This is a genomic window from Gordonia sp. SID5947 (assembly GCF_009862785.1).
GTDB lineage: Bacteria > Actinomycetota > Actinomycetes > Mycobacteriales > Mycobacteriaceae > Gordonia.
On record NZ_WWHU01000001.1, the window covers coordinates 253,612 to 276,584 of the forward strand.

Below are 22,973 nucleotides of genomic sequence, written 5' to 3' on the forward strand. Positions count from 1 at the left end.
TGAGGGTGCGCCTCGGTACTCTTCTCCTCGGTCCTTTTCCGACCGGTCGGACAGTGAGTCTGGTCAGCCGGGCAGGGGAAACCTTGGGGTATGGTGTAATTGGCAACACAGCGGTTTCTGGTACCGCCATTCTAGGTTCGAGTCCTGGTACCCCAGCGAGTTTCCGGGTGGCCGGTCTCGAACCGAGGCCGTTCCCGTAGATTCATCAAGGTGCACGATCAACTGAATACAGTTCTTGGCCCCGTCGTCTAGCGGCCTAGGACGCCGCCCTCTCAAGGCGGTAGCGCGGGTTCGAATCCCGTCGGGGCTACAACGAAGAGCGCCCCCACTCGTCACGATCGAGTGGGGGCGCTCTTCTTTTCGTCGAGGCTGCGCGTCACGCGCCGGGCGCGGTGCTCCCGGCGACAGGCATCTCGGGCAGACCGAGTTTGCGGTGGTCCCACGAGCGGACGCGACCCGGCACGATGCGAACCGCGACGCGTTTGTTCATCATCTGCTCGACGTACGGACGTGACTCCTCGGTGTATGGGGCCGTGTAGCGCTCCCACACGCTGATGCCGACCTTCAGGCAGGAATCCGGGTCGTCGAGGATCTCCGCCGTGCCCTCGAAGGAGACGCCACGCAATGTGTCGTAGGTGTCGCCGTCCTCGATCAAGACCGAGCAGCGACTGTTGCGCCGTAGATTGACGGCCTTCTGCGACTTGGCCTTCGTCTCGAACCAGATCTCGCCGTCGACCACGCCGTACCACATGGCGACGAGATGGATGCTCCCGTCCGCTCCCGTGGTCGCGAGCGTCGCGGTTCGGCCGTTCGCGACGAAGTCACTGATCTCGGTCTCGGACATGACGATCTGATTGCGCTGATTGACTCCCATGGTCAGACGCTAACCGAACGGCGCCGACGATGTGGGGCCGATCCTTGTTGTGCTCGGCTGCTGCTGCCGGCGTCAGCCGCGGGCGGGTTGCAGTCGCTTGTGGATGGCGTCCGCGGCCGCGAGGAGGTCGGCTGCCCACCGGGCTCCGGGGCGACGCCCCATCCGATCGATCGGCCCCGACACCGAGATCGCGGCGACCACGTCGCCGGTCGCGTCGCGCACCGGGGCCGAGACACTCGCCACCCCGGCCGCTCGCTCACCGGCGCTCTGAGCCCAGCCCCGGCGCCGGATCTCGTGCAACGCGCGTTCCCCGAAGACGCTGTCGTGCAGCAATGCCCGCTGGGTGCCGGGTTCGGCCCAGGCGAGCAGGACCTTGGCGGCTGAACCGGCACTCATCGGGAAACGGGTACCGACCGGAACGGTGTCCCGGAGGCCGGTGAGCGGTTCCATCGCGGCGATGCAGACACGTTCGGCGCCCTCGCGACGGTAGAGCTGAACCGATTCGCCGGTGATCTCGCGCAGGCGCGGCAGTACCATCAACGCGGCCTCGCGGACCGGATCGTGCGCCGATGCTGCGAGTTCGCTCAGTGCGGGGCCCGGATACCAGCGTCCGGCGGCGTTACGTGCGAGCAGGCGGTGCGTCTCGAGTCCGACCGCGAGCCGATGCGCCGTGGCCCGTGGAAGGCCGGTGCGATCGCACAATTCGGTCAGGTTGCGAGGGGCCTCGGCGATGGCTCGCAGAACTGTCACCGATTTGTCGAGGACACCGATTCCACTGCTGGCCGTCGATGCGTTATCCTTTCCCATAGGACGATACTAGCGTTCCAAATACTGAGATGCACGCCGACGCCGATCAGGAGTGGGCGTGCCGTGACGATTCGAACAGATGCGAGTACAGCCATGAGTTACAGCCCCAACACACCGCGTACTCTCGCCGAAAAGGTGTGGGATGACCACGTCGTCGTGCGTGGCGAAGAAGACGCTTCCGGGAACCGCAATCCCGATCTCATCTACATCGACCTCCACCTCGTTCACGAGGTGACCAGTCCGCAGGCGTTCGACGGACTCCGTCTCGCGGACCGCCCGTACGCCGGCCCGACCTGACCATCGCCACCGAGGACCACAACGTCCCGACCGTCGACATCTTCAAACCGATCGCGGACGAGGTCTCGCGTACTCAGGTGGAGACGTTGCGCCGCAACTGTGAAGAGTTCGGCATCCGTCTGCATCCGATGGGCGATGCCGAGCAGGGCATCGTGCACGTCGTCGGCCCGCAGCTCGGTCTGACGCAGCCGGGGATGACCGTGGTCTGTGGCGACAGCCATACCTCCACGCATGGCGCATTCGGCGCGCTGGCAATGGGAATCGGCACATCTGAGGTCGAGCACGTGTTGGCGACGCAGACCCTTTCGCTGCGTCCGTTCCGGACGATGGCGATCACCGTCGACGGTGAACTGCCGCCCGGGGTGACGAGTAAGGACCTGATCCTCGCGGTCATCGCCGAGATCGGCACCGGCGGCGGTCAGGGCTATGTCCTCGAGTACCGGGGATCGGCCATCGAAAAGCTCTCGATGGAATCCCGAATGACGATCTGCAACATGTCGATCGAGGCGGGCGCCCGCGCCGGCATGATCGCGCCGGATCAGGTGACCTACGACTTCCTCAAGGGCAGGCCCAACGCTCCGACCGGTTCCGATTGGGACGATGCGGTCGCCTACTGGGAGAGTCTGCGCACCGACGAGGACGCCGAATTCGACGCCGAAGTCCACATCGACGCCACGCAATTGACGCCGTTCGTCACCTGGGGGACCAATCCCGGGCAAGGTCTCCCGCTGGCTTCGCGCGTGCCCGATCCGGCCGAGATCGCCGACGAGAACGCCGCGAGCGCGGCGCGTCGCGCGCTCGACTACATGGATCTGACGCCGGGAATGCCGTTGCGCGACGTGAAGGTCGACACAGTCTTCGTCGGGTCGTGCACCAACGGTCGCATCGAGGATCTGCGTGCGGTGGCCGAGGTTCTCAAGGGTCGCAAGGTGGCCGATGGCATGCGGATGCTCATCGTCCCGGGCTCGATGCGTGTGCGTGCGCAGGCGGAAGAAGAAGGTCTCGGTGAGATCTTCACCGCCGCCGGCGCCGATTGGCGGCAGGCCGGCTGCTCGATGTGCCTGGGAATGAACCCGGATCAGCTCTCGCCCGGGGAACGGTGCGCATCGACATCGAACCGCAACTTCGAAGGGCGGCAGGGCAAGGGTGGCCGTACTCACCTGGTCTCACCGGGCGTGGCCGCAGCCACTGCCATCCGCGGCACGCTTGCTGCTCCGGCAGATCTCGCCTGACACCCGCCCCACTCTTCAGATCGGAAACTGGATCATGGAACCCATCAACAATCACACCGGGATCGGTGTGCCGCTGCGCCGTAGCAACGTCGACACCGACCAGATCATCCCAGCCGTCTACCTGAAGCGGGTGACCCGCACAGGTTTTGAGGACGGTCTCTTCGCCGGGTGGCGGTCCGACCCGGACTTCATCCTCAACAACGAGCCGTGGAGCCGGGGCTCGATTCTGGTAGCCGGTCCCGATTTCGGCACCGGATCGTCACGCGAGCATGCGGTCTGGGCTCTGTCGGACTTCGGCTTTCGGGTCGTGATCTCGTCGCGTTTCGCAGACATCTTCCGCGGCAACGCCGGCAAGGCAGGCCTCGTGGCGGCCCAGGTGGAGCAATCGGACGTCGAACTCCTGTGGAAGCGACTCGAGGAACAGCCGGGACTGGAACTGACGGTCAGTCTTGCCGATCGGACGGTCACCGCAGGAGACCTTGTGGTGCCGTTGGCAATTGATGACTACACGAGGTGGCGTCTCATGGAGGGTCTGGACGACATCGGCCTGACGTTACGCCAGGTAGAGGCGATTTCTGAGTTCGAGACCTCGCGTCCTCACTTCAAGCCGGTCACGCTCGACAGCTGAGATTCACGGCCTCCGAACGGTCTCCCCGGAAAGCGATTGCGGCTTTCGATTTCGCAACATGCCTGGTTAATTGGCGTGGAAGATGGACGTTTTCGAATTGTACGTTTACCGTGTGGAGATAGCTGACTTTTACAGAAGGGTCAGAACAGCTTGCGGAGGTATCAATGAACAAGGCAGAGCTCATCGATGAGCTGACCAAGAAGCTGGATGCGGATCGCAAGACTGCGACTGCCGCTGTCGAGCTGATGGTCGACACGATCGTGCGCGCGGTGAACAAAGGTGAGAGTGTCACCATCACCGGCTTCGGCGTGTTCGAGAAGCGGAGGCGCGCCCCGCGCGTCGCCCGCAACCCGCGTACCGGCGAGACCGTGAAGGTGCGCGCCACTTCGGTTCCCGCGTTCCGTCCGGGAGCGCAGTTCAAGGCTGTGGTCGCGGGTAAGCAGAAGCTCGCCGCGTCCGGCCCGGCGGTGAAGCGTGGCAGCACCGCGGCTGCGCCGGCCAAGAAGACCGCGGCCAAGAAGGCCACCCCGGCCAAGAAGACCGCGGCCAAGAAGGCTCCCGCCAAGAAGGCGGCGCCTGCGAAGAAGACCGCGGCCAAAAAGGCTCCGGCCAAGAAGACCGCAGCCAAGAAGGCTCCGGCCAAGAAGACCGCAGCCAAGAAGGCTCCGGCCAAGAAGACCGCGGCCAAGAAGGCTCCGGCCAAGAAGACCGCGGCCAAGAAGGCTCCGGCCAAGAAGGCCACACGACGCTGAGGCGTCCTGAGTCACCCGACATCAGCCCCCGACGTTCTTCCCCGTCGGGGGCTGATGTGTGTCCGGGGTCAGGATTCGACGTCGATGTCGGTGTGTGGCAGGGGACTGTCGATGTGGTCGGCCGCGAGGAGCCGTCCGTGACGAGTCGACAGGACCCAGACGCTCGCCTTGCGATTACGTTTGGGCGGCAGGGTGATGCCATCCCGATCTGACCACCACCGCATCATCGGTGGGATGACCTTGCCCTGACTGCACACCGCGTGGATGGCCGAGGTGTCCGACGCGATCTCCCGGATGCGTTGGTGGGCCCGGTCCGGATCCGACAGGTAGGCCTCTTCGGACAGTGCAGGCTCGGGCACGGTCGTGACACCGAGATCGTGGGCGAGCGGGGCGAGCGTCTGTTCGCATCGGACCCGATCGGCCGCGTGCAGGCGCTCGGCGCCGAAGATCTCGAGCAGACCGGCCAATTCGCGTGCTTCGTGACGGCCCGTGCGATCCAGCGGACGGAGACGATCGTCGCCCTTGTAGCGAGACCTCCGGCCGGCGCGCGCATGGCGTACCAGGAGCAGAGTGTGGACGTCGGCGGGAAGCCGGGTGAATTCGGTCAGAATCGCGCGGTCGAGGCGATAGCTCAATTTCTCGGTGGCGGTGGCGATGTCGAGCCAGCGGAGCTCATCGACCTCGTCACCGGCCTGGAAATCGCCGCCGAGGGCTCGGGCAGCCCAGTACCGCACGCGCTTGCGGTTGCCGTTGGGCAGCACATATCCGACATCGCGCAGATGACGACCCAGTCGGGCCTGCTGGCCCGTCTCCTCACGGATCTCGCGGGCCGCGGTCGCGATCAATGTCTCGCCGGCATCGATCTTGCCCTTCGGCAGGGTCCAGTCGTCATAGTCGGGTCGGTGAACCAGCGCCACCTCGGCCTGACCGTCGCGAGTCGGGCGCCAGAGAACGCCGCCGGCAGCCCAGACTGTCTTCGTTGTCTTCGACATCGACACGAATCCTAGGGTTCGATGGTGCGAGAACGGTTACGGATTCGGGTCCGGCCGGCGACGATTGCGTCGGATCATCTGACGTTGGTGATCGCGGACCTCTTCGCCTTCGGCCGGTGACGCCACCCAACTACCGTCCGAGTGCAGCACCCAGCACCGCGTGCGGGGATCGAGTGCAGAGGCGAACATGTCGCCGAGTTCGGAGGTGAGGCGCTCGTCTCGGACCTGGACCATCACCTCGACACGGCGATCGAGATTGCGATGCATCATGTCGGCGCTGCCGATCCAGTATTCGTTCTGAGCGCCGAAATAGAGGATTCGTGAATGCTCGAGAAATTGCCCCAGAATGGAGCGCACCACTATGTTGTCGCTGATCCCCGGCATTCCGGGGCGGAGCGCACAGATGCCGCGCACCACGATCTCGACCGGGACGCCGCTCTGCGATGCGCGATACAACGCGTCGATGACCTGCTCGTCGACCAATGCGTTGGCCTTGAGTTGGATCAGCGCGCGCGTGTCACCTTGCCGATGGCGTTCGATCTCGCCCTCGATCCGGGCGATGATCCCCGAACGGATGCCGTGGGGGGCCACCAGGATGTTGCGGTACTCCATCTTTCGTGAATAACCGGTCAGCGTGTTGAAGAGGTCGGTGAGGTCGGCGCCGATGTCGGGTGCGGCCGTGAACAAACCCACGTCTTCGTACAGCCGGGCGGTCTTCGGGTTGTAGTTGCCGGTTCCGATATGGCAGTAGCGACGGATCACCGAGCCCTCGCGACGGACCACCAGACACGTCTTGCAATGCGTCTTCAGCCCGACGAGGCCGTAGACGACGTGTACACCCGCCTGCTCGAGCTGCCTGGCCCACTTGATGTTCGCCTGTTCGTCGAAGCGCGCCTTGATCTCCACCAGTGCCACGACCTGCTTGCCCGCCTCGGCCGCGTCGATCAGCGCGTTGACGATCGGCGAATCTCCCGAAGTGCGATACAGGGTCTGCTTGATCGCCAGTACCTGCGGGTCCGCGGCGGCCTGCTCGATGAATCGCTGCACACTCGTCGAGAACGAATCGTAGGGGTGATGGACGAGGACGTCGCCCTCGCGCAGCGTCGAGAACACGCTCTTGGGTGTCTCGCGCTCGCCGAAGGCCGGATGGGTGGCCGGGACGAACGGACGGTCCTTGAGATGCGGCCGGTCGAGACCGTGGATCTCGAACAGACACGACAGGTCGAGGAGACCGGGCACCTGGATGACATCGGCGGGATTCACATCGAGTTCGCGCAGCAGGAGTTCGAGCATGTGCTCGCTCATGTCGTCGGCGACCTCGAGCCGCACGGGAGAGCCGAAGCGTCGACGTGCGAGCTCTCGCTCGAGGGCCTGGAGGAGGTCCTCGTCCCGGTCCTCTTCGACCTCGAAGTCGGCGTTGCGGGTGATCCGGAAGACGTGGTGTTCAACGATTTCCATGCCGGGGAAGAGGTGCTCCAGGTTGGCGGCGATCAACGTCTCCAACGGCAGGAAGACGGCGCGCTGGTCGGAGTCCTTCGACGAACCGGCCCCCCGCCGCATCAGTCGGTCGACCCGGACGAAGCGATTGACGTTGTCGGGCACCTTGACACGTGCAAAGTGTTCGCCGCCCTCGGCACGATCTTTCACCGTCACCGCCAGGTTGAGCGACAACCCGCTGATGTAGGGGAACGGGTGCGCCGGGTCGACGGCCAGCGGAGTGAGGACGGGGAACACGTCCTCGTGGAAATGGTCGACCAGACGAGCCTTCTCGTCCTCACCGAGGTCCGCCCACGTGACGACGTGGATGTCGTTTTCCGCGAGGTTCGGTCGAACCGAGTCGAGAAACACGCGCGCGTGCCGGTCGGCGATGGTCTGCGTTCGGCCCGCGATCCGCAGCAGCTGTTCGCGCGGGGACAGACCGTCGGCGGAACGCACCGAAAGGCCGGTCTCGTCGCGACGTTTGAGCCCGGCGACGCGCACCATGAAGAATTCGTCCAGATTGGACGAGAAGATCGCGAGGAATTTGGCCCGTTCGAGCAACGGCATCGAGACGTCCTCGGCCAGTGCGAGCACCCGCGAGTTGAAATCGAGCCAGCTCAGTTCGCGATTGAGGTAGCGATCGTCGGGCAGGTCCGCGGACTCGTCGGGAAGCAACGTCGCGGCCGGGGGCGCACCGGGGATGGACGTGATCGGTTGGGTGGCGATGTCGTCGGCGGGGCTCACCGTTCAATCATGACGCATCGGCCGGGCCCTCACACGTCTGCCCGGTGACGAGCGGCGCTCGGCACAGGTCAGTTGCCGTTCCCGACGGGAACGGTGTCTTCGGCGTGAAGTGCCCGGTCCTCCAGGGCTGCCGTGGTGCGCGGGCCGAGCCCCAGGGATCTCGCCGCCTCCAGGTCGTCGGCAGTGTCGACGTCGGTCCGTAGGTCGGGCCACCGTTCGTGGTGTGGGTCGAGCTCGACCGCACCGGATGAGCGGTGTGCCACAGCGGAATCCGGGCCGAATCGGGGCGGCTCGGTGACAGATGTGGCGCGCAGGAGAATCGTGGTGCCGGTGCCGTCGCGATCGGTGAGCACCGCGTGGGGGTGGGTTGCGGCACTGGCGATCAGTTCCCGCAGGCTTCCGGCTCTCGCCGCGGGCAGGTCGGCCTGGATGAACATGACCCGTCCGGCGGCCGGCCAACGATCGCGCACCGCCGACGCGGCATGGGCGAACGCGAGATTCAGGCGCGAGACGCCGGTCGACAGGGACTCGGACGGTTCGCGGACCCCGACGGCACCGGCAGCACCCGCCGCGGCCAACACGGCATCGTCGGGGCTGATCACGACGATGCGCGTGATGCCTGCGGCGCTGACGGTCTCCACGGTGTCGGTCAGCATGGCCAGCACGAGGGCACGGTGCAGAGGGCCCTGACCTGGCTGCCGGCCGGCGGCCAGCCGGGTCTTGGCCTGCTCGAGGCGTTTGACGGCCATCACCGCGACGACATCACCCAGGTCACGACCGCCCGGATCCGGGTGCGATGGCGTGTCCATGGTCTCCATGATGCCGACCCCCGGGGCGGGGCGGTCACTGCACCCCAGAAAGGATTCCTCGTCGCTCCCGGGATGCCACGCACTACGCTGAGGACGGTAGTGATGGTCGGCAGAGGAGTGATCGTGCGTGCGGTGGTGATGGGTGCCGGGTCGTGGGGGACGGCCACGGCGAAGGTACTGGTCGATGCGGGTACGGACACGACGATCTGGGCCCGGCGCCCCGAGTTGGCCGAACGGATCAACGACGATCACACGAATGCCGACTACCTGCCCGGGATCACCCTGCCCGATCAGCTGTTCGCGACGAGTTCGGTCGCCGAGGCGCTGTCGGGTGCCGATGTGGTGGTGTGTGCCGTGCCGTCCCAGTCGCTGCGTACCAACCTGACGGAATGGCTGCCGTACGTGACCCCGCAGACCACCTATGTCTCGCTCGCCAAAGGGGTGGAGACGAGCACCCTGCTGCGGATGAGTGAGGTGATCTCCGAGGTCTCCGAAGTTCCGTCGGGGCAGGTGGCCGTGCTGTCGGGGCCCAATCTGGCGCGCGAGGTGGCCGAGGGCCAGCCCGCTGCCACCGTCATCGCGTGCACCGACGAACAGCGCGCTCGGGATCTGCAGCACTCGTTCAACACCGGGTACTTCCGCCCGTACACCAACACCGATGTCGTGGGCTGCGAGATCGGTGGGGCGGTGAAGAACGTCATCGCGCTGGCATGCGGGATGGCGAGCGGGGTCGGGTTCGGCCAGAACACGCTGGCCACCATCATCACCCGCGGTCTCGCGGAGACGATTCGCCTCGGCGTCGCCGTCGGCGCACAGATCGAGACGCTCGCCGGACTCGCGGGAATCGGCGATCTGGTCGCCACGTGCTCGTCCCCGCTGTCGCGCAACCGAACATTCGGTGCACGGCTCGGTGAGGGCCTCTCACTCGCAGAAGCGCAGGAGGCCACCCACGGTCAGGTCGCCGAAGGGGTCAAGTCGTGTAGCTCGGTGCGCGCCCTCGCCGACAAGTTCGATGTCGAGATGCCACTGACCGATGCCGTCCATCAGGTGTGTCACGGCGGGCTCTCGGTCGCGGACGCCATCAGCTCCCTGCTCGGCCGGAGCACCAAACCTGAGATCTACGACTGAGTTCCGACCTCAGCCGAAGTCGAGCGGACCACGCGGCAGGGTGCGTTCGATGACCGCCGAGACGTCTGTGATGGGGCCGTTCCCGGCGTTGGCGGGAATCCACATCGCCACGTAGGGGCGATGATCGACACAGACGTAGGCCTGCCCGGAGCCGTCGACGGTGTCGGTGATGAACCACTGCACCGGATTGATCACCTGGAGGTTGCTCGTCGGGGACAGCTCGGAGGGCCGGGATATGCCGCACCGCAAGGTGACCGCGTCCCCGTCGCCGTCTGCCGGCCACCGCACGGTGGTGCCGTCGACCTGCTTGTCGCCGAACCCGTCGAAGGTCTGCGGCAACGCGGCGATCAGTTTCGCACAGTCGGCCGGGGCGGATTCCCCGGTCGTATAGGACTCGATCGGTGTGGTGTCGTCGGGACGCAGTGCGGCGAAGGTGATGAAACCGATGAGAACCATCACCGGGATGGCGACGAGTGTCGCGATCAGGGCGGGACTCAGCCGTGGGCCGGAGCCGTATCGAGTTTCGACGTCATCGGCCGGTGCGCCCTCCACGTGATCGGGTGCACCGTCGGGTTCGCTGTCGTCGGTCACGCCCAACACCATAGTGCGGGCCGCGCTTGCCACCGATCGGAGGTGTCGGGACGGATCGGGCTCAGCGGGGGCTCTGAACCACCGGACAGGTGAGAGTGCGCGTGATGCCATCCACCTTCTGGATCTGCGGCACGACGTCGTCGGTGAGGTGTGAGGCGTCGGCCGCGTCCACACGGACGATGACGTCGTAGGGCCCACTGACCTCCTCGGAGGAGGCGACGCCGGCGATCTCCGCAATCGTCGCCGCGGCAAGTGCGGCTCGTCCGACCTCGGTCTGGATCAGAATGTATGCCTGAACCACGCCCATCCTCTCGTCGACGCGACCCCGACGGGATCACGCTGTTCGACCCGCGACGGCAGCCGAGGTCGTGAGTCGCGAGCGACCGCACGGCGCAGTGACGTACCGGCGAGCCAATACACTGTCGCCATATTGTCGCTGACAACCCCTTCCGAGCGCGACTCAGACCGACCGAGGAACCGAGGAGACGCCGTGACCGTCGGACAGGCCGGGGACCCGGTGGATCGGTCCCGCACCGTCGGGGAGGTCGGTGAACGGCGTCTCATCACCGAACTCACCCGCGCCGCCCTCGCCGGCGCCGACAACCCGCAACAGCACGGCACTGCCGGGCACGACATCGTCATCGGCTCCGGCGACGACGCCGCCGTGATCGACACCGCCGGGCCGACCGTGATCAGCACCGACACCGCCGTGCAGGGACGACATTTCCGTTTCGACTGGTCGGATGCGCGCACGGTCGGTGCCCGCGCGGTGATCCAGAGTGCCGCCGACATCGCCGCCATGGGCGGCCGCACCACCGGCATCGTCGTGTCGATCGCCTGTCCGGCAGAGACCACGGTCGGCACGGTCCTCGATCTCAATGCGGGCATCGTCGAAACGGCCCACCGCATCGGGGCACGGGTCCTCGGCGGCGACCTGGTCGCCGCCGAACAGGTCGTCCTCGGCGTCACGGCCGTGGGCGCCCTCGACGGCGCCGTTCCGATCGTCGTGGGTGGCGCCCGACCGGGGGACGTGCTCGCGGTGACCGGCCAGGCGCTCGGCGCGAGTGCCGCGGGGCTCGCCCTGCTGATCGACGCCGAGACCCGTGGCGACACCGGTCATCTCGAGAAATTCCCGACCCTGCTGTCCGCGCACCGACTGCCGTCGCCCGACCTCACGCAGGGACCGGCGGCGGCTCGGGCCGGCGCGCACGCGATGACCGACATCTCCGACGGCCTCATCGAGGAGCTGATCACCATGGCGTCGGCGGCCGGGGTGGGACTGGACGTGCAGACCGACCGAATCCCCACCGCGGCAGCGGTGCACGGCGCGGCGTCGGCGCTCGGCGTGGACCCGCGGGTCTGGAAGCTGACCGGCGGCGAGGACCACGAACTGCTGGCGGCCTTCGCTCCCGGCACCCTTCCTCCGGGCTGGACCCGCATCGGCGACGTCCGCGCGGGCACCGGGGTGCGGGTGGATGGCCGAGTGGTGAGTGGACTGCACGGCTGGCAGTCGTTCGGGGATTGACGGACGCCTGACGACGCCCGTGCCGCGGGATGTTTAGATTCGGTGCATGGCTATCTATGCACTCGGCGACCGCGAACCCACCATCGGAGACGATGTCTACATCCATCCGGATGCGACGGTGATCGGCGACGTGACCCTCGCCGACGGTGTGTCGGTCTGGCCCGGCGCCGTGCTGCGCGGAGATTCGGGGACCATCACGATCGGTCGCCGGACCAACATCCAGGACGGGACCGTCATCCACTGCACCCCGATCGACGCGACGGTGATCGGCGACGAGTGCGTGGTCGGCCACAACGCGCACATCGAGGGGGCGACCATCGGGGATCATTGTCTGATCGCGTCGGGCTCGGTCGTCCTGAACGGCTCGACGATCGGGACCGGCGCGGTCGTCGGTGCCGGTGCGGTGGTGCCGTTCAAGTTCGCGGTCCCGGAGCGATCGATGGCGCTCGGGGTGCCCGCGAAGATCCGTGCGGGTCATGAGGTCCCGGAGGGCCACGTGGACCTGAACGTGGAGATGTACTTCCAGAACGGCAAGTACTACCGCGACGCACTGAGGAGGATCGGGTGACCTCGGACGCAAGCGCCTCGGCGCCGAAACCGTTGTCGGACTTGATCGATCCGGGTTGGGCGAGGGTCCTGGCGCCGGTCGAGCCGGTCATCGCGTCGATGGGACAGTTCTTGCGCGAGGAGAACGCCGCCGGCCGCGGCTATCTACCCGCCGGCGCCAACGTGTTGCGTGCCTTCACGTCGCCGTTCGATGACGTGCGAGTGCTGATCGTCGGCCAGGATCCGTACCCCACCCCTGGTCATGCGGTCGGATTGAGCTTCTCCGTGGCGCAGGACGTCTCGCCCATCCCGCGATCACTGGCGAACATCTATCGGGAGTACAGCGAGGATCTCGGCTATCCGATGCCGGCGAATGGCGACCTCACGCCCTGGGCGAAATCTGGTGTGCTACTGCTCAATCGGGTGCTCACCGTCTCGCCGGGTGAGCCCGCGTCGCACCGCGGCAAAGGGTGGGAGCAGGTGACCGAGTGCGCCATCAAGGCGCTCGTCGCCCGGGATGCCGAGCCGCTCGTCGCCATCCTGTGGGGCCGGGACGCGGGCAGCCTCAAACAGTGGCTACCCGACGTCCCGGTGATCGAGTCCGCGCATCCCTCGCCGTTGTCGGCGAGCCGAGGATTCTTCGGTTCGCGGCCCTTCAGCCGGGCGAACGAAGCGCTCTCCGAGCTCGGCGCCGATCCGGTCGACTGGCGCCTGCCCGCCTGACGGGCCGTCGACCGGTATCAGGACGCGCGGGCGCCCGGCGTCAGGAGGTGCGGGCGGCTCCGAAATCGGGGGAGCGCTTTTCGACGAAGGCATCGACGCCCTCGATGCCTTCGGGCGACGCCGACAGCGCGGAGATCGACTCGGCCTCGGCGTACAGCTGATCGCCGAGCGATCGCGTGGCGGACTGGGTGAGCAGGGATCGTGCCGCCGCGTTCGCCTCCCACGGTCCGGCGGCGATCTTCTCCGCGGCCGAGCGTGCGGCGGACTCGACCTCGTCGTCGGCGACCACGTCGGACAGCAACCCCCACGAGAGCGCATGGTCGGCATCGATCACCTGGTCCGTCAGGATGATGTGCCGGGCGCGGGCGGATCCGACGACCCGGGGCAGAGTCCAGGTGAGTCCGCCGTCGGGCGACAGACCGATCCCGCGGTATGCGGGCCGCAGACGAGTCATCGGGCCGCCGATCGAGACATCGGCATGCAGGACGAGGCTCATGCCTGCCCCCGCGGCCCAGCCCTTGACGGCGGCGACGACTGGTCGGTTCGCAGCCTGCAGAGCGTTGACAAACGCGTGGAAGTCGTCGGCGAGGCCGCGCAGATAGGTGGGGCGGTGGTCGGCGGAGGCGAATGCGCGGACGTTGCCTCCGGCGCAGAAGTTGGCGCCGGTGCCGACGAGGAGGATCGCGCCGACCTCGCGCTCGCCCCGCGCGACCTCGTGGAGGATGGCAGTTCCCTGGGCGAGGGCGTCGTCGGCGAGAGATGTCCCTGCGGCGGACGTCGAGACGGCGATGGTGAGGACGGATCCGTCCTGGTGGACGAGGGGAGCGGCGGATGTGGAAGCTGGCTGTGCGGTCATGGATCGAGACTCTATCTCCGAACGCAGAAGACCCGACTCCCAGGGCGAGCGAATGCTCGCTCGGGAGTCGGGTTCAGCGTGAAGATCGGATCGATCGATGGGGCGTCACCGCCCGACGATCAGACGCGTGCGGTCTTGCCGGCCTTCAGGCAGGAGGTGCACACGTTCTTACGCTTGCGGTTCCCCGGCGCGACCTCGACGCGCACCGACTGAATGTTCGGGTTCCACCGGCGGTTCGTGCGCCGGTGCGAGTGCGAAACCGACTTGCCGAAGCCCGGTCCCTTGCCGCAGATATCGCAGACGGCAGCCATCGTCGAACTCCCTTGTGTTGATGAAAGTGGTCGTGTTCTGCCTGCTCGTCCCACGGTCGTCGGCTGGCGTCGACGGGTACTGCAGCAAGGCAACCCTGCAAGAATAGCCGCATCGGCCCGGCCCGGCCAAATCCACTCCACCGAAGACGGTGGCGGCGTCCGACCGCGCCCGGTCGCCCTACGCCGCTGTCGGCGTGCGCGAGTAACCTCGAAGCCATCCAACGGGCGGCCTTCGCCACGCCAACGGTAAGGGGTTTCATGGAGTCGGCGTTCGACGGTGTCACCACCCGGACGATGAATCCGCAGCTCTTGCGGGACTGGGCGCACGCGGCCGTCGACGGCCTGGAGGCGCTGCGGGGCGAGATCAACGACCTGAACGTCTTCCCGATTCCCGACTCGGACACCGGCAGCAACATGCTGTTCACCATGCGCGCCGCGGCAGACGCCGCCGACCGCGTTCCGCAGGACGCGACGATCGCGGCGGTCGCACATGCGATGGCCGATGGCGCGGTGGCGCAGGCACGAGGGAATTCCGGCATCATCCTCTCCCAGATCCTGGTCGGGCTCTCCGACGCTGCCGAGTTGTCGCCAGACGGATCGCAGATGACGTTCAATCACCTGTGGGCGGCAGGCCTTCGCCTCGGCTCCCTCGCCGCGGTCCGGGCGGTCAGCGAGCCCAGGGAGGGGACCGTCCTGACGGTGATCCGGGTCGGCGCCGAGACCGCGGCCGGCTACGTATCCGAGTCGGCGGGCGACCTGGCGCGGGCGGTGGCCGACGAGTGTGCCGACGCGCTGGAGCGGACCCCCGAGCAACTGCCCGAGTTGGCGAGCGCAGGCGTCGTCGACGCAGGCGGACGCGGATTCCTGGCGCTCGCGGACGCAATGGTCGCGGTGCTCACCGGCGTGGCGCAACGCCGCCGGCGATATCGCGGCATCCTCACCGGAGGGGGCGAGCCCGGACATCAGGGCAACGACGCATGTTCCGGTGGCAGCGACATGGACTTCGAGGTCATGTATCTGCTCGACGGTGCGGCGGGCGATCAGATCGGTTCACTGCGCGAGACGCTGAACGAACTCGGCGACGCCGTGGTGATCGTCGGGGACAGCTCGGCGGGGGAGGGCGAGCGCTTCTCGGTCCACGTCCACACGTGTGATCCCGGGAAGGCGGTCGAGGCCGGGGTCACACGGGGTGTGGTGTCGGACATCCGCATCAGCTGTTTCGCCCTCGACGCGATCAGGGCGCAGATGGACACCTCCGAGCCGCTGCCCCGGCACAAGCGGGCCGTGGTGGCCGTGGTCACCGGCGAGGGGTCGGCCGAACTGTTCGGCGAGGCAGGGGCCGCAGTGTTGCGGGCAGACGACGGGCTCACCCCGGAGGCGCTGGTCGAGGCAATCAGGGCGACCGACAGCGCGCACGTGGTGGTGATGGCCAACGGGAAACTCGCATCGCAGGATCTGGTGACCGTGACCGCGGCGACGCGGTCGACCCGGCGATCGGTGGTCTACCTGCCGACATCGTCGATGGTCCAATGCCTTTCGGCGTTGGCGGTCCACGACGAGGCCGAATCGCCGGACGCGGACACCTACGCGATGGCGGAGGCGGCGGCCGCCACGCGCTGGGGATCGCTGGTGCGTGCCCGCACCAAGATGATGACGCTGGCCGGCACCTGCGAGGTCGGTGATGTCCTGGGACTCATCGGGTCCGACGTCCTCGTCATCGCCCCCGATCAGACCGGTGCCGCCACCGCGCTGATCGATCTGATGTTGACCACCGGTGGTGAGATGGTCACGGTGATGGCCGGAGCCGACGTCGACGACGAAGCTCTCGATGCGATCGGCGTACAGATGCGGCGGAGCTATCCGGGTGTCGAACTGGCGCTCTACCGGACCGGACAGTCGGACCAGTTGGTCCAGGTCGGGGTCGAGTAGTGGTCGCGATGTCCGACGCGCTCGACGTGGCGCTGGATCCGAAGACCGCCACCAAGCTGGCGTCCCTGTCGGTGTCGACCGTGGGCGAGTTGCTGCGGTACGCGCCGCGCCGCTACGTCCGCCACGGTCAGCTGTCGAACGACGAACTGCCCGAGAACGACGAGTGGGTGACCATCGTCGGCCGGATCACCGGCTCGCGGATGATCCAGATGCGCAAGCGCCATGGACAGTTCCTCAAGGTCGCGGTGACCGACGGCAACCACGCCTACGAGGCGAACTTCTTCAACGCCAGGTTCATCGCGCACCAGCTCAAGTCCGGTGCGCGAGTGATGATGGCAGGCAAGGTGAAGACGTTTCAGGGCAAGGTCCAACTGTCGCACCCGGAGTGGGCCGTCCTGCCCGACGGCGATCCTGAGGTCGACCGCGTGGTGGGCTCGGCGATGCTATCCGAGATGTACGCCGTCGAGGCCGAGATCACCGGAGGCGAGGTGGACCCGGCGACCTTCGATCGCCCCATCGTGCCGATCTACCCGGCCACCAAGGAGATTCAGACCTGGGACATCTGGGGCGCGATCCGCCGGATTCTGGCGGCGATGGAGGACGGCGGCGACGTCGAGGACGCGCTCACCCCGGAGCAGCGCGCCGGCCGTGAGTTGATCGGCACCGACGATGCCCTGCGCCGGATTCACCTGCCCGACACCGAGGACGACATCGATGCGGCGCGTGCGCGTCTGAAGTTCGACGAGGCGCTGGCGATCCAGACCGTGCTCGCGCAACGGCGGATCGCCGGCCGGGCCGAGAGTGCACCGCCATGTCCACACGTGGTCGGTGGGCTCGAGGACCGGCTGCTCGAACGCCTGCCGTTCACGCTGACCGAAGGCCAGCGCACCGTGGTGGCCGAGATCGCCGACGAACTCGGGCACGAGGTGCCGATGAGTCGGCTGCTGCAGGGCGAGGTCGGTTCGGGTAAGACACTCGTCTCGCTGCTGGCCATGCTGCGCGTGGTCGACAACGGCCACCAGTGCGCGATCCTGGCCCCCACCGAGGTGCTTGCGGCCCAGCATCATCGGACCATCCGGACGATGCTCGGTGACCTCGCCGAGGCGGGTCAGCTCACCGCGGCCGAGGGAGCCACCACGATCGCGTTGCTCACCGGATCGATGAAGACCGCGGGCAAGCGACAGACCCTGCTGGACGTGGTGACCGGTACCGCGGGTATCGTCATCGGAACCCATGCGCTGCTGGAAGAGAACGTCACCTTCTTCGACCTCGGGATGGTGGTGGTCGACGAGCAGCACCGGTTCGGGGTCGAGCAACGAGACGTATTGCGCGCCAAGGGAAAAGATGGGCTTATGCCGCATTTCCTGGTGATGACGGCGACCCCCATCCCGCGGACCGTGGCGATGACCGTGTTCGGCGACCTGGAGACCTCGACGCTCACCGAACTGCCTCGGGGGCGGCAACCGATCAGCACGTCGGTGGTCCCGATGGGCAACGAGGCCTGGGTCGACCGTGCGTGGGCCCGCGCCGCCGAGGAGATCGCCGCAGGCCGGCAGGTCTACGTGGTCTGCTCGCGCATCGGCGACGACCCCGACGACAAGAAGTCACGACGGTCCGGTGATGACGAGGGACAGGCACCCAAGAGCACCTCGGTGGTCGACCAGTACGCGGAGTTGCTGGCCGGTCCGCTCGGGTCCCATCGGATCGAGATGCTCCACGGGCGCCTGCCCGCGGACGAGAAGAACGCGGTGATGGACGCCTTCGGTCGCGGCGAGATCGACCTGGTGGTGTCGACCACGGTCATCGAGGTGGGCGTGGACGTCCCGAACGCCACCATGATGGTCATCGTCGATGCCGAACGGTTCGGTGTCAGTCAGCTCCATCAGTTGCGTGGTCGCGTGGGCCGTGGCGGCCATGCCGGTCTGTGCCTGTTGATGACATCTGCTCCGCAGGTGTCACAGGCCATGCAGCGATTGCGTGCGGTCGAGGCGTCCACCGACGGATTCGACCTCGCGCGTGTCGATCTCGAGCAACGCCGGGAGGGCGATGTACTGGGGTCGTTGCAGTCCGGTGGTACGTCGTCACTGCGGTTTCTGTCGTTGCTCGCCGACAGCGAAGTCATTGCCGACGCACGTGACCTGGCCGACGAGATCGTCGGAAAGGATCTGCCGCTGGCCGACCACCGTCCGCTGGCCGACCTTGTCGACGCGATCCTCGTGCCGAACAAGGTCAAGTACCTGGACAAGTCCTAGGGCCGATCGACGGACGGGTGGAACGCAGCGCCGGCTCACGACGTCCAATCACCATGACGTTCACGGCCGGGTGGCCGCTGCGCTGGTGGCTGATTCTCTGCGGATGTGTCCTGAGTGCGTTGATCGTCGCGGTGGGGATCCTCGCACCGGCTGATCGGCCGACGTCGGATCCCGCTTTCGGAGAGCACGCCCGGCACCTGCTGAGCGCAATGGCCGGTGTTCCGACGTTCGCGCAACGTCCTTCCCGCGATGACTATCAGCGCGAGGCGTTCGGGTCCGCGTGGAGTGACGCGAACGCGGCGGCCGGCGGATTCAACGGATGCGATACCCGCAACGACGTCCTCGCTCGCGACCTCACCGACACCCGCCGGGCAGCAGTGTCGTCCTGTCCGCGCGCTGTCGTCGCCGGCGAGTTCCGCAGTCCCTACACGGGTGAGTTCATCGTGTTCCGGCGGGACCGCCGCGCGGGCGCCGTCCAGATCGACCACATCGTGCCGCTCGCGTACGCATGGGACATGGGCGCCTGGTCGTGGTCGCCGACGACCCGGCTGAATCTGGCGAACGACCCGGCGAACCTCGTGGCCGTCGACGGGGCGTCGAATCAGACCAAATCCGACCAGGAACCCGGCCGCTGGATGCCGCCGAACAGAGGATTCCACTGCCAGTACGCAATCCAGTTCGTGACCGTGGTGATCACCTATCACCTGGTGCTCGACGCGTCGTCGGCGACGACGCTGCGAGGAGCCCTTCGGCAGTGCTGAGTGCACCGCGCTGTGGGTGTCCCGGCACACCGCGTTAGTCTGGTGAGCGACACAATTCCGCACGTGAAGTCGAGGAATCCATGAGTGCACCCACCGCCGTACCGGGCGTGGCGACGGCCGACATCGAGCAGGTCGTCAGGGGGCTGGCCAAGGCTGCCAAGGTCGCGTCGCGGGCGCTGGCCGGTCTGACCACCGCGGCGAAGAACGAGATCCTGCTCGCCGCGGCAGAGGCGATCGACGGCGGCAGCGAGGCCATCCTGGCTGCCAACGCCGCTGATGTGGCCCGGGCCGAGAACAACGGCACCGAGGCCAATCTGATCGATCGCCTGCGCCTCTCCCCGGAGCGCATCGCCGGCATCTCCGACGGCCTCCGACAGGTGGCCGTGTTGCCGGACCCGATCGGTGGCATCGTCTCGGGCAAGACGCTCCCGAACGGCCTCGAACTCCGACAGGTCCGTGTGCCACTCGGCGTGGTCGGCATGGTCTACGAGGCGCGACCGAACGTCACCGTCGACGCCTTCGGGATCGCGTTCAAATCGGGCAACGCCGTACTCCTGCGTGGGTCGTCGTCGGCTGCCGACTCCAATGCCGAACTCGTGCGCATCCTGCGGGAGGTGCTGCGCGGCAAGGGCGTCAGTGCCGATTCGGTCGCCTTGCTACCGAGTGAGGATCGCTCCAGCGTCACCGCATTGATTCGCGCGCGAGGCCTGGTCGACGTGGTGATCCCGCGTGGCGGGGCCGGACTGATCGACGCCGTCGTCGCCAACGCCACGGTTCCGACGATCGAGACCGGCACCGGCAACTGTCACGTCTACGTCCACGCGCTCGCCGACGTCGACGTCGCGACCCGGATCATCCTGAACTCCAAGACGCGACGTCCCAGTGTGTGCAACACCGCGGAGACCGTTCTCATCGACAAGGCCGTCGCCACCGACGCGCTACCCAAGATCCGTCAGGCCCTCCAGGCGCAGGGTGTGATCATCCACGGTGACGAGCCGGGGATGGAGCCGGCAACCGAGACCGATTGGTCCGAGGAGTACCTGTCGATGGACATCGCGATGAAGATCGTCGACGGTCTCGACGCCGCGGTCGCTCACATCGACACCTACGGCACCGGCCACACCGAAGCGATCGTCACCACCGACCTCGCGGCCGCGCGCGAGTTCACCTCCCGAATCGATGCGGCCGCGGTGATGGTGAACGCCTCCACCGCCTTCACCGACGGGGAACAGTTCGGCTTCGGCGCCGAGATAGGGATCTCGACCCAGAAATTGCACGCTCGTGGGCCGATGGGTCTGCCCGAGCTCACCTCGACCAAGTGGATCGTCTGGGGCGACGGCCACATCCGGCCGGCGTGATGAGCGACGCGACCACCGCCGCCGGCGGTGGCCCGGCAACGGTGCCCTCGTTCGGTGATGTCGCCGATGTGGTCTCGCGGCTGCGTTCCACCGGCTACCTCGCCGACGACGCCACCGCCACGTCCACCTACCTCGCCGACCGTCTGGGCAAGCCGCTGCTCGTCGAAGGTCCGGCGGGGGTCGGTAAAACCGAACTGGCACGGGCGATCTCGCAGGCGACGAACGCGGAGTTCATTCGACTTCAGTGCTATGAGGGCATCGACGAGGCACGTGCGCTGTACGAGTGGAACCACGCCAAGCAGATCCTGCACATCCAGGCGACCGGTAGCCGGGAATGGGACGAGGCGAAGGCCGACATCTTCTCCGACGAGTTCCTGCTGCCTCGGCCGCTGCTGAAGGCGATCTCGCGCTCGGAGCCGACGGTGTTGCTGATCGACGAGGTCGACAAGGCCGACGTCGACATGGAGGGTCTGCTGCTCGAGGTGCTGAGCGACTTCGCGGTCACGATCCCCGAGATGGGTACGGTCGCCGCCACGCGGAGGCCGGTGGTCATACTGACATCGAACGCGACTCGTGATCTGTCGGAGGCGCTGAAGCGTCGGTGCCTCTACCTCTACATCGATTTCCCGGATGCCGCGCGCGAGCGGGAGATCCTGGCCTCGCGTGTGCCGGGTCTGTCGGATGCGCTGGCCGCCGAGCTGGTGCGTGTCGTCGGTGTGTTGCGCACGCTCGACATCCGCAAGAAGCCGTCGGTGGCCGAGACCATCGACTGGGCCAACACCTTGCTCGCGCTCGGTGCCGGCGAGTCGAGCGGTTCCGCCGGCGGCGGCAAACTCGACGACGGCCTCATCGCCCGCACCCTGGGAGTGGTACTGAAGCACCGACCGGATCTGAAGACGGCTCTCAAAGAACTAAAGCTGGGCTGATGCCGTCCGAGGGGTCCCGTTCGCCGGGGGACGTGGCCGCCGACCAGGTCCCGATGATCACGCATCTCACCGGGTTCGTCGACGAGTTGCGGGCCCGGGGGATGGTCGTGGGTCCCTCCTCGCTCATCGATGCCGCACAGGCGATGGAGGTGCTCGACCTCCTCGACCGGCGCAGCCTTCGCGAAGGGCTGGCCACCACGCTGATCAGCGACCAGATGCACCGCCGGGTCTTCGACACGGTGTTCGACCTCTGGTTTCCCCTCGGTACCGGAGCCCGGACCGCGGTGACCGACCTGCCTCGCACCGACGACGGCGAGATCGACGTCGAGGCGTTGCGCGAGACGATCGCCGAGATGCTCGCCGACGACGCGGCGGATGCCCAGGGGCGCCTCGATCAGATGATCGCGCTCATCGTCGATCAGCTCGGCCGATACGAGTCGACCCGTGGTGAGGCGTTCTCGGCCTACCAGGCGTTGTCGTCGGTCAACCCGCAGACGTTGATCGCCCGGATCGCGGCCGCGATGGCGGGTGGCGACGACGGGTCCGGCGGCGACCGACCCGGCACGGAGCCGCTCTATCGACGCGCTGCCCGTGCCCGGGCCGGAGAGCTTCGTGCCGCCATCGAAGCCGAGACGCAACGTCGGATGGCGGGCCGCAACGGACGTGATCGGGTCGCCGAGTACGCCGTCCCCCGCTCCCCGAGAACATCAACTTCCTCAGCGCGGGGGCGAAGGATCTCGCCGAGATCCGACGGACCATCGAGCCACTGGCACGTCTGCTCGCGGCGAAGCTCGAGATCAGGCGTCGCCGGTCTCACCGCGGTTCCGTCGATGTCCGCAAGACGCTGCGGGCCTCGATGTCCACCGGGGGCGTGCCGATCGAACTCAGTCATCGCAAGCCGCGGCCCGGCCGGCCCGAACTCGTCGTCATCTGTGACGTCTCGGGCTCGGTCGCCGGCTTCTCGCAGTTCACCCTCCGTCTGGTTTACGCACTGCGCCAACAATTCTCGAAGGTTCGAGTGTTCGCCTTCGTGGACACGGTCGACGAGGTGACAGATTTCTTCGACCGCGGAGCCGACGACGAGGACTTCGGTGCGAGCATGCATCGGATGATCACGACCGCACGGATCAGCACGCGGGACGGCCATTCCGACTACGGCAACATGTTGCGGGGATTCGTCGAGGAGTACGGTGAGTCGCTCACCCATCGCGGGGCGTTGCTGATCCTCGGCGACGGCCGGACCAACTACCACGACCCGCATCTCGCGGCACTGCGCGAACTCACCGAACGCGCCCGGCACGCCTACTGGCTCAACCCCGAGGCGAAGCGCAATTGGGGTACTGGGGACTCGGCGGCGATCGAATACGCGGAGATCATCGAGATGTTCGAATGCCGCAACGCGACACAGCTCGGTCGCGCGATCGCCGATCTGCTCCCGGTGTGATCCCACCCG

20 protein-coding genes, 2 tRNA genes and 2 pseudogenes are annotated in these 22,973 nt (G+C 67.1%); 15 read left to right on the top strand and 9 right to left on the bottom strand.

Translation table 11 applies throughout. The features are described from left to right. Positions 1 to 84: 84 nt before the first annotated feature. Both GTV32_RS01225 and GTV32_RS01230 read left to right on the top strand, forming a co-directional pair. Positions 85 to 156 (top strand) — tRNA-Gln (locus GTV32_RS01225). Positions 157 to 237: 81 nt separating this feature from the next. Beyond that, a tRNA-Glu gene (locus GTV32_RS01230) sits at positions 238 to 310 on the top strand. Between the two features lie 66 nt (positions 311 to 376). Here the strand turns inward: GTV32_RS01230 and GTV32_RS01235 are convergent. Both GTV32_RS01235 and GTV32_RS01240 read right to left on the bottom strand, forming a co-directional pair. Next, positions 377 to 874: a PPOX class F420-dependent oxidoreductase gene (locus GTV32_RS01235; protein WP_161058609.1), complete on the bottom strand. Its 498-nt coding sequence runs from the start codon at positions 872 to 874 to the stop codon at positions 377 to 379. Between the two features lie 72 nt (positions 875 to 946). Beyond that, the gene (locus tag GTV32_RS01240) at positions 947 to 1,681 is read right to left on the bottom strand and encodes an IclR family transcriptional regulator (protein WP_161058610.1); all 735 of its coding nucleotides are present in this window, start codon (positions 1,679 to 1,681) and stop codon (positions 947 to 949) included. A gap of 93 nt (positions 1,682 to 1,774) precedes the next feature. On the opposite strand from GTV32_RS01240, the pseudogene leuC reads away from it, so the two are divergent. From leuC to GTV32_RS01255, 3 genes and pseudogenes are all read left to right on the top strand, one after another. Then, positions 1,775 to 3,210 (top strand): annotated as a pseudogene (gene leuC, locus GTV32_RS01245) (3-isopropylmalate dehydratase large subunit). Positions 3,211 to 3,244: 34 nt separating this feature from the next. Continuing rightward, entirely contained in the window at positions 3,245 to 3,838 is a 594-nt protein-coding gene (gene leuD, locus GTV32_RS01250) for a 3-isopropylmalate dehydratase small subunit (protein ID WP_161058611.1), read from the top strand. A 164-nt stretch (positions 3,839 to 4,002) separates the two neighbouring features. Then, a complete protein-coding gene (locus tag GTV32_RS01255) occupies positions 4,003 to 4,590 on the top strand; it encodes an HU family DNA-binding protein (RefSeq protein WP_161058612.1) in 588 nt (195 codons plus the stop codon). Between the two features lie 68 nt (positions 4,591 to 4,658). On the opposite strand, the gene GTV32_RS01260 is transcribed toward GTV32_RS01255, so the two are convergent. The 3 genes from GTV32_RS01260 to cofC all read right to left on the bottom strand — a co-directional run bounded on the left by GTV32_RS01260 (position 4,659) and on the right by cofC (position 8,614). Further along, entirely contained in the window at positions 4,659 to 5,582 is a 924-nt protein-coding gene (locus GTV32_RS01260) for an NUDIX hydrolase (RefSeq protein WP_161058613.1), read from the bottom strand. A 36-nt stretch (positions 5,583 to 5,618) separates the two neighbouring features. Continuing rightward, positions 5,619 to 7,805 carry an RNA degradosome polyphosphate kinase gene (locus GTV32_RS01265; protein WP_161058614.1) on the bottom strand — a complete coding sequence of 729 codons (2,187 nt, stop codon included), beginning with the start codon at positions 7,803 to 7,805 and terminating at the stop codon, positions 5,619 to 5,621. 68 nt (positions 7,806 to 7,873) lie between these two features. Next, positions 7,874 to 8,614: a 2-phospho-L-lactate guanylyltransferase gene (gene cofC, locus GTV32_RS01270; protein WP_237421464.1), complete on the bottom strand. Its 741-nt coding sequence runs from the start codon at positions 8,612 to 8,614 to the stop codon at positions 7,874 to 7,876. Between the two features lie 123 nt (positions 8,615 to 8,737). Here cofC and GTV32_RS01275 point away from each other — a divergent pair, with 123 nt between their 5' ends. Beyond that, positions 8,738 to 9,742: an NAD(P)H-dependent glycerol-3-phosphate dehydrogenase gene (locus GTV32_RS01275; protein WP_161062269.1), complete on the top strand. Its 1,005-nt coding sequence runs from the start codon at positions 8,738 to 8,740 to the stop codon at positions 9,740 to 9,742. Between the two features lie 9 nt (positions 9,743 to 9,751). Here the strand turns inward: GTV32_RS01275 and GTV32_RS01280 are convergent, their stop codons facing one another. Together GTV32_RS01280 and GTV32_RS01285 are read right to left on the bottom strand one after the other, a co-directional pair. Beyond that, a complete protein-coding gene (locus GTV32_RS01280; RefSeq protein ID WP_343287424.1) occupies positions 9,752 to 10,294 on the bottom strand; it encodes a DUF3515 domain-containing protein in 543 nt (180 codons plus the stop codon). Between the two features lie 100 nt (positions 10,295 to 10,394). Next, positions 10,395 to 10,640 (bottom strand): Lrp/AsnC ligand binding domain-containing protein, encoded by a 246-nt coding sequence (locus GTV32_RS01285; protein WP_161058617.1) that lies wholly within the window; start codon positions 10,638 to 10,640, stop codon positions 10,395 to 10,397. Between the two features lie 183 nt (positions 10,641 to 10,823). Here GTV32_RS01285 and thiL point away from each other — a divergent pair, with 183 nt between their 5' ends. From thiL to GTV32_RS01300, 3 genes are read left to right on the top strand one after another with little or no spacing between them, the layout of a single operon-like run. Continuing rightward, positions 10,824 to 11,858: a thiamine-phosphate kinase gene (gene thiL, locus GTV32_RS01290; protein ID WP_161058618.1), complete on the top strand. Its 1,035-nt coding sequence runs from the start codon at positions 10,824 to 10,826 to the stop codon at positions 11,856 to 11,858. A gap of 46 nt (positions 11,859 to 11,904) precedes the next feature. Then, positions 11,905 to 12,426 carry a gamma carbonic anhydrase family protein gene (locus GTV32_RS01295; RefSeq protein ID WP_161058619.1) on the top strand — a complete coding sequence of 174 codons (522 nt, stop codon included), beginning with the start codon at positions 11,905 to 11,907 and terminating at the stop codon, positions 12,424 to 12,426. After that, on the top strand, positions 12,423 to 13,127 hold the full coding sequence (locus tag GTV32_RS01300) for a uracil-DNA glycosylase (protein ID WP_161058620.1): 705 nt from the start codon (positions 12,423 to 12,425) through the stop codon (positions 13,125 to 13,127). Before GTV32_RS01295 ends, GTV32_RS01300 begins: the two co-directional genes overlap by 4 nt. Positions 13,128 to 13,167: 40 nt before the next feature. Here the strand turns inward: GTV32_RS01300 and GTV32_RS01305 are convergent, their stop codons facing one another. Together GTV32_RS01305 and rpmB are read right to left on the bottom strand one after the other, a co-directional pair. Continuing rightward, positions 13,168 to 13,983 (bottom strand): enoyl-CoA hydratase-related protein, encoded by an 816-nt coding sequence (locus GTV32_RS01305; RefSeq protein WP_161058621.1) that lies wholly within the window; start codon positions 13,981 to 13,983, stop codon positions 13,168 to 13,170. Positions 13,984 to 14,102: 119 nt separating this feature from the next. Then, a complete protein-coding gene (gene rpmB / locus GTV32_RS01310; protein ID WP_124706538.1) occupies positions 14,103 to 14,294 on the bottom strand; it encodes a 50S ribosomal protein L28 in 192 nt (63 codons plus the stop codon). Between the two features lie 258 nt (positions 14,295 to 14,552). Between rpmB and GTV32_RS01315 the strand changes: the two genes are divergently transcribed. The 6 genes and pseudogenes from GTV32_RS01315 (at position 14,553) to GTV32_RS01340 (ending at position 22,964) form a co-directional block, all read left to right on the top strand. Beyond that, a complete protein-coding gene (locus GTV32_RS01315) occupies positions 14,553 to 16,223 on the top strand; it encodes a DAK2 domain-containing protein (protein WP_237421466.1) in 1,671 nt (556 codons plus the stop codon). An 8-nt stretch (positions 16,224 to 16,231) separates the two neighbouring features. Continuing rightward, positions 16,232 to 18,475 (top strand): ATP-dependent DNA helicase RecG, encoded by a 2,244-nt coding sequence (gene recG, locus GTV32_RS01320; RefSeq protein ID WP_161058622.1) that lies wholly within the window; start codon positions 16,232 to 16,234, stop codon positions 18,473 to 18,475. A 53-nt stretch (positions 18,476 to 18,528) separates the two neighbouring features. Further along, a complete protein-coding gene (locus GTV32_RS01325; RefSeq protein ID WP_161058623.1) occupies positions 18,529 to 19,236 on the top strand; it encodes an HNH endonuclease family protein in 708 nt (235 codons plus the stop codon). Between the two features lie 80 nt (positions 19,237 to 19,316). After that, positions 19,317 to 20,594, top strand: coding sequence for a glutamate-5-semialdehyde dehydrogenase (locus tag GTV32_RS01330; RefSeq protein WP_161058624.1), 1,278 nt, complete (start codon positions 19,317 to 19,319; stop codon positions 20,592 to 20,594). After that, a complete protein-coding gene (locus GTV32_RS01335) occupies positions 20,594 to 21,520 on the top strand; it encodes a MoxR family ATPase (RefSeq protein WP_161058625.1) in 927 nt (308 codons plus the stop codon). Before GTV32_RS01330 ends, GTV32_RS01335 begins: the two co-directional genes overlap by 1 nt. Continuing rightward, positions 21,520 to 22,964: pseudogene (locus tag GTV32_RS01340) on the top strand (VWA domain-containing protein). The gene GTV32_RS01335 and the pseudogene GTV32_RS01340 overlap by 1 nt, the downstream one beginning before the upstream one ends. Positions 22,965 to 22,973 lie beyond the last annotated feature (9 nt).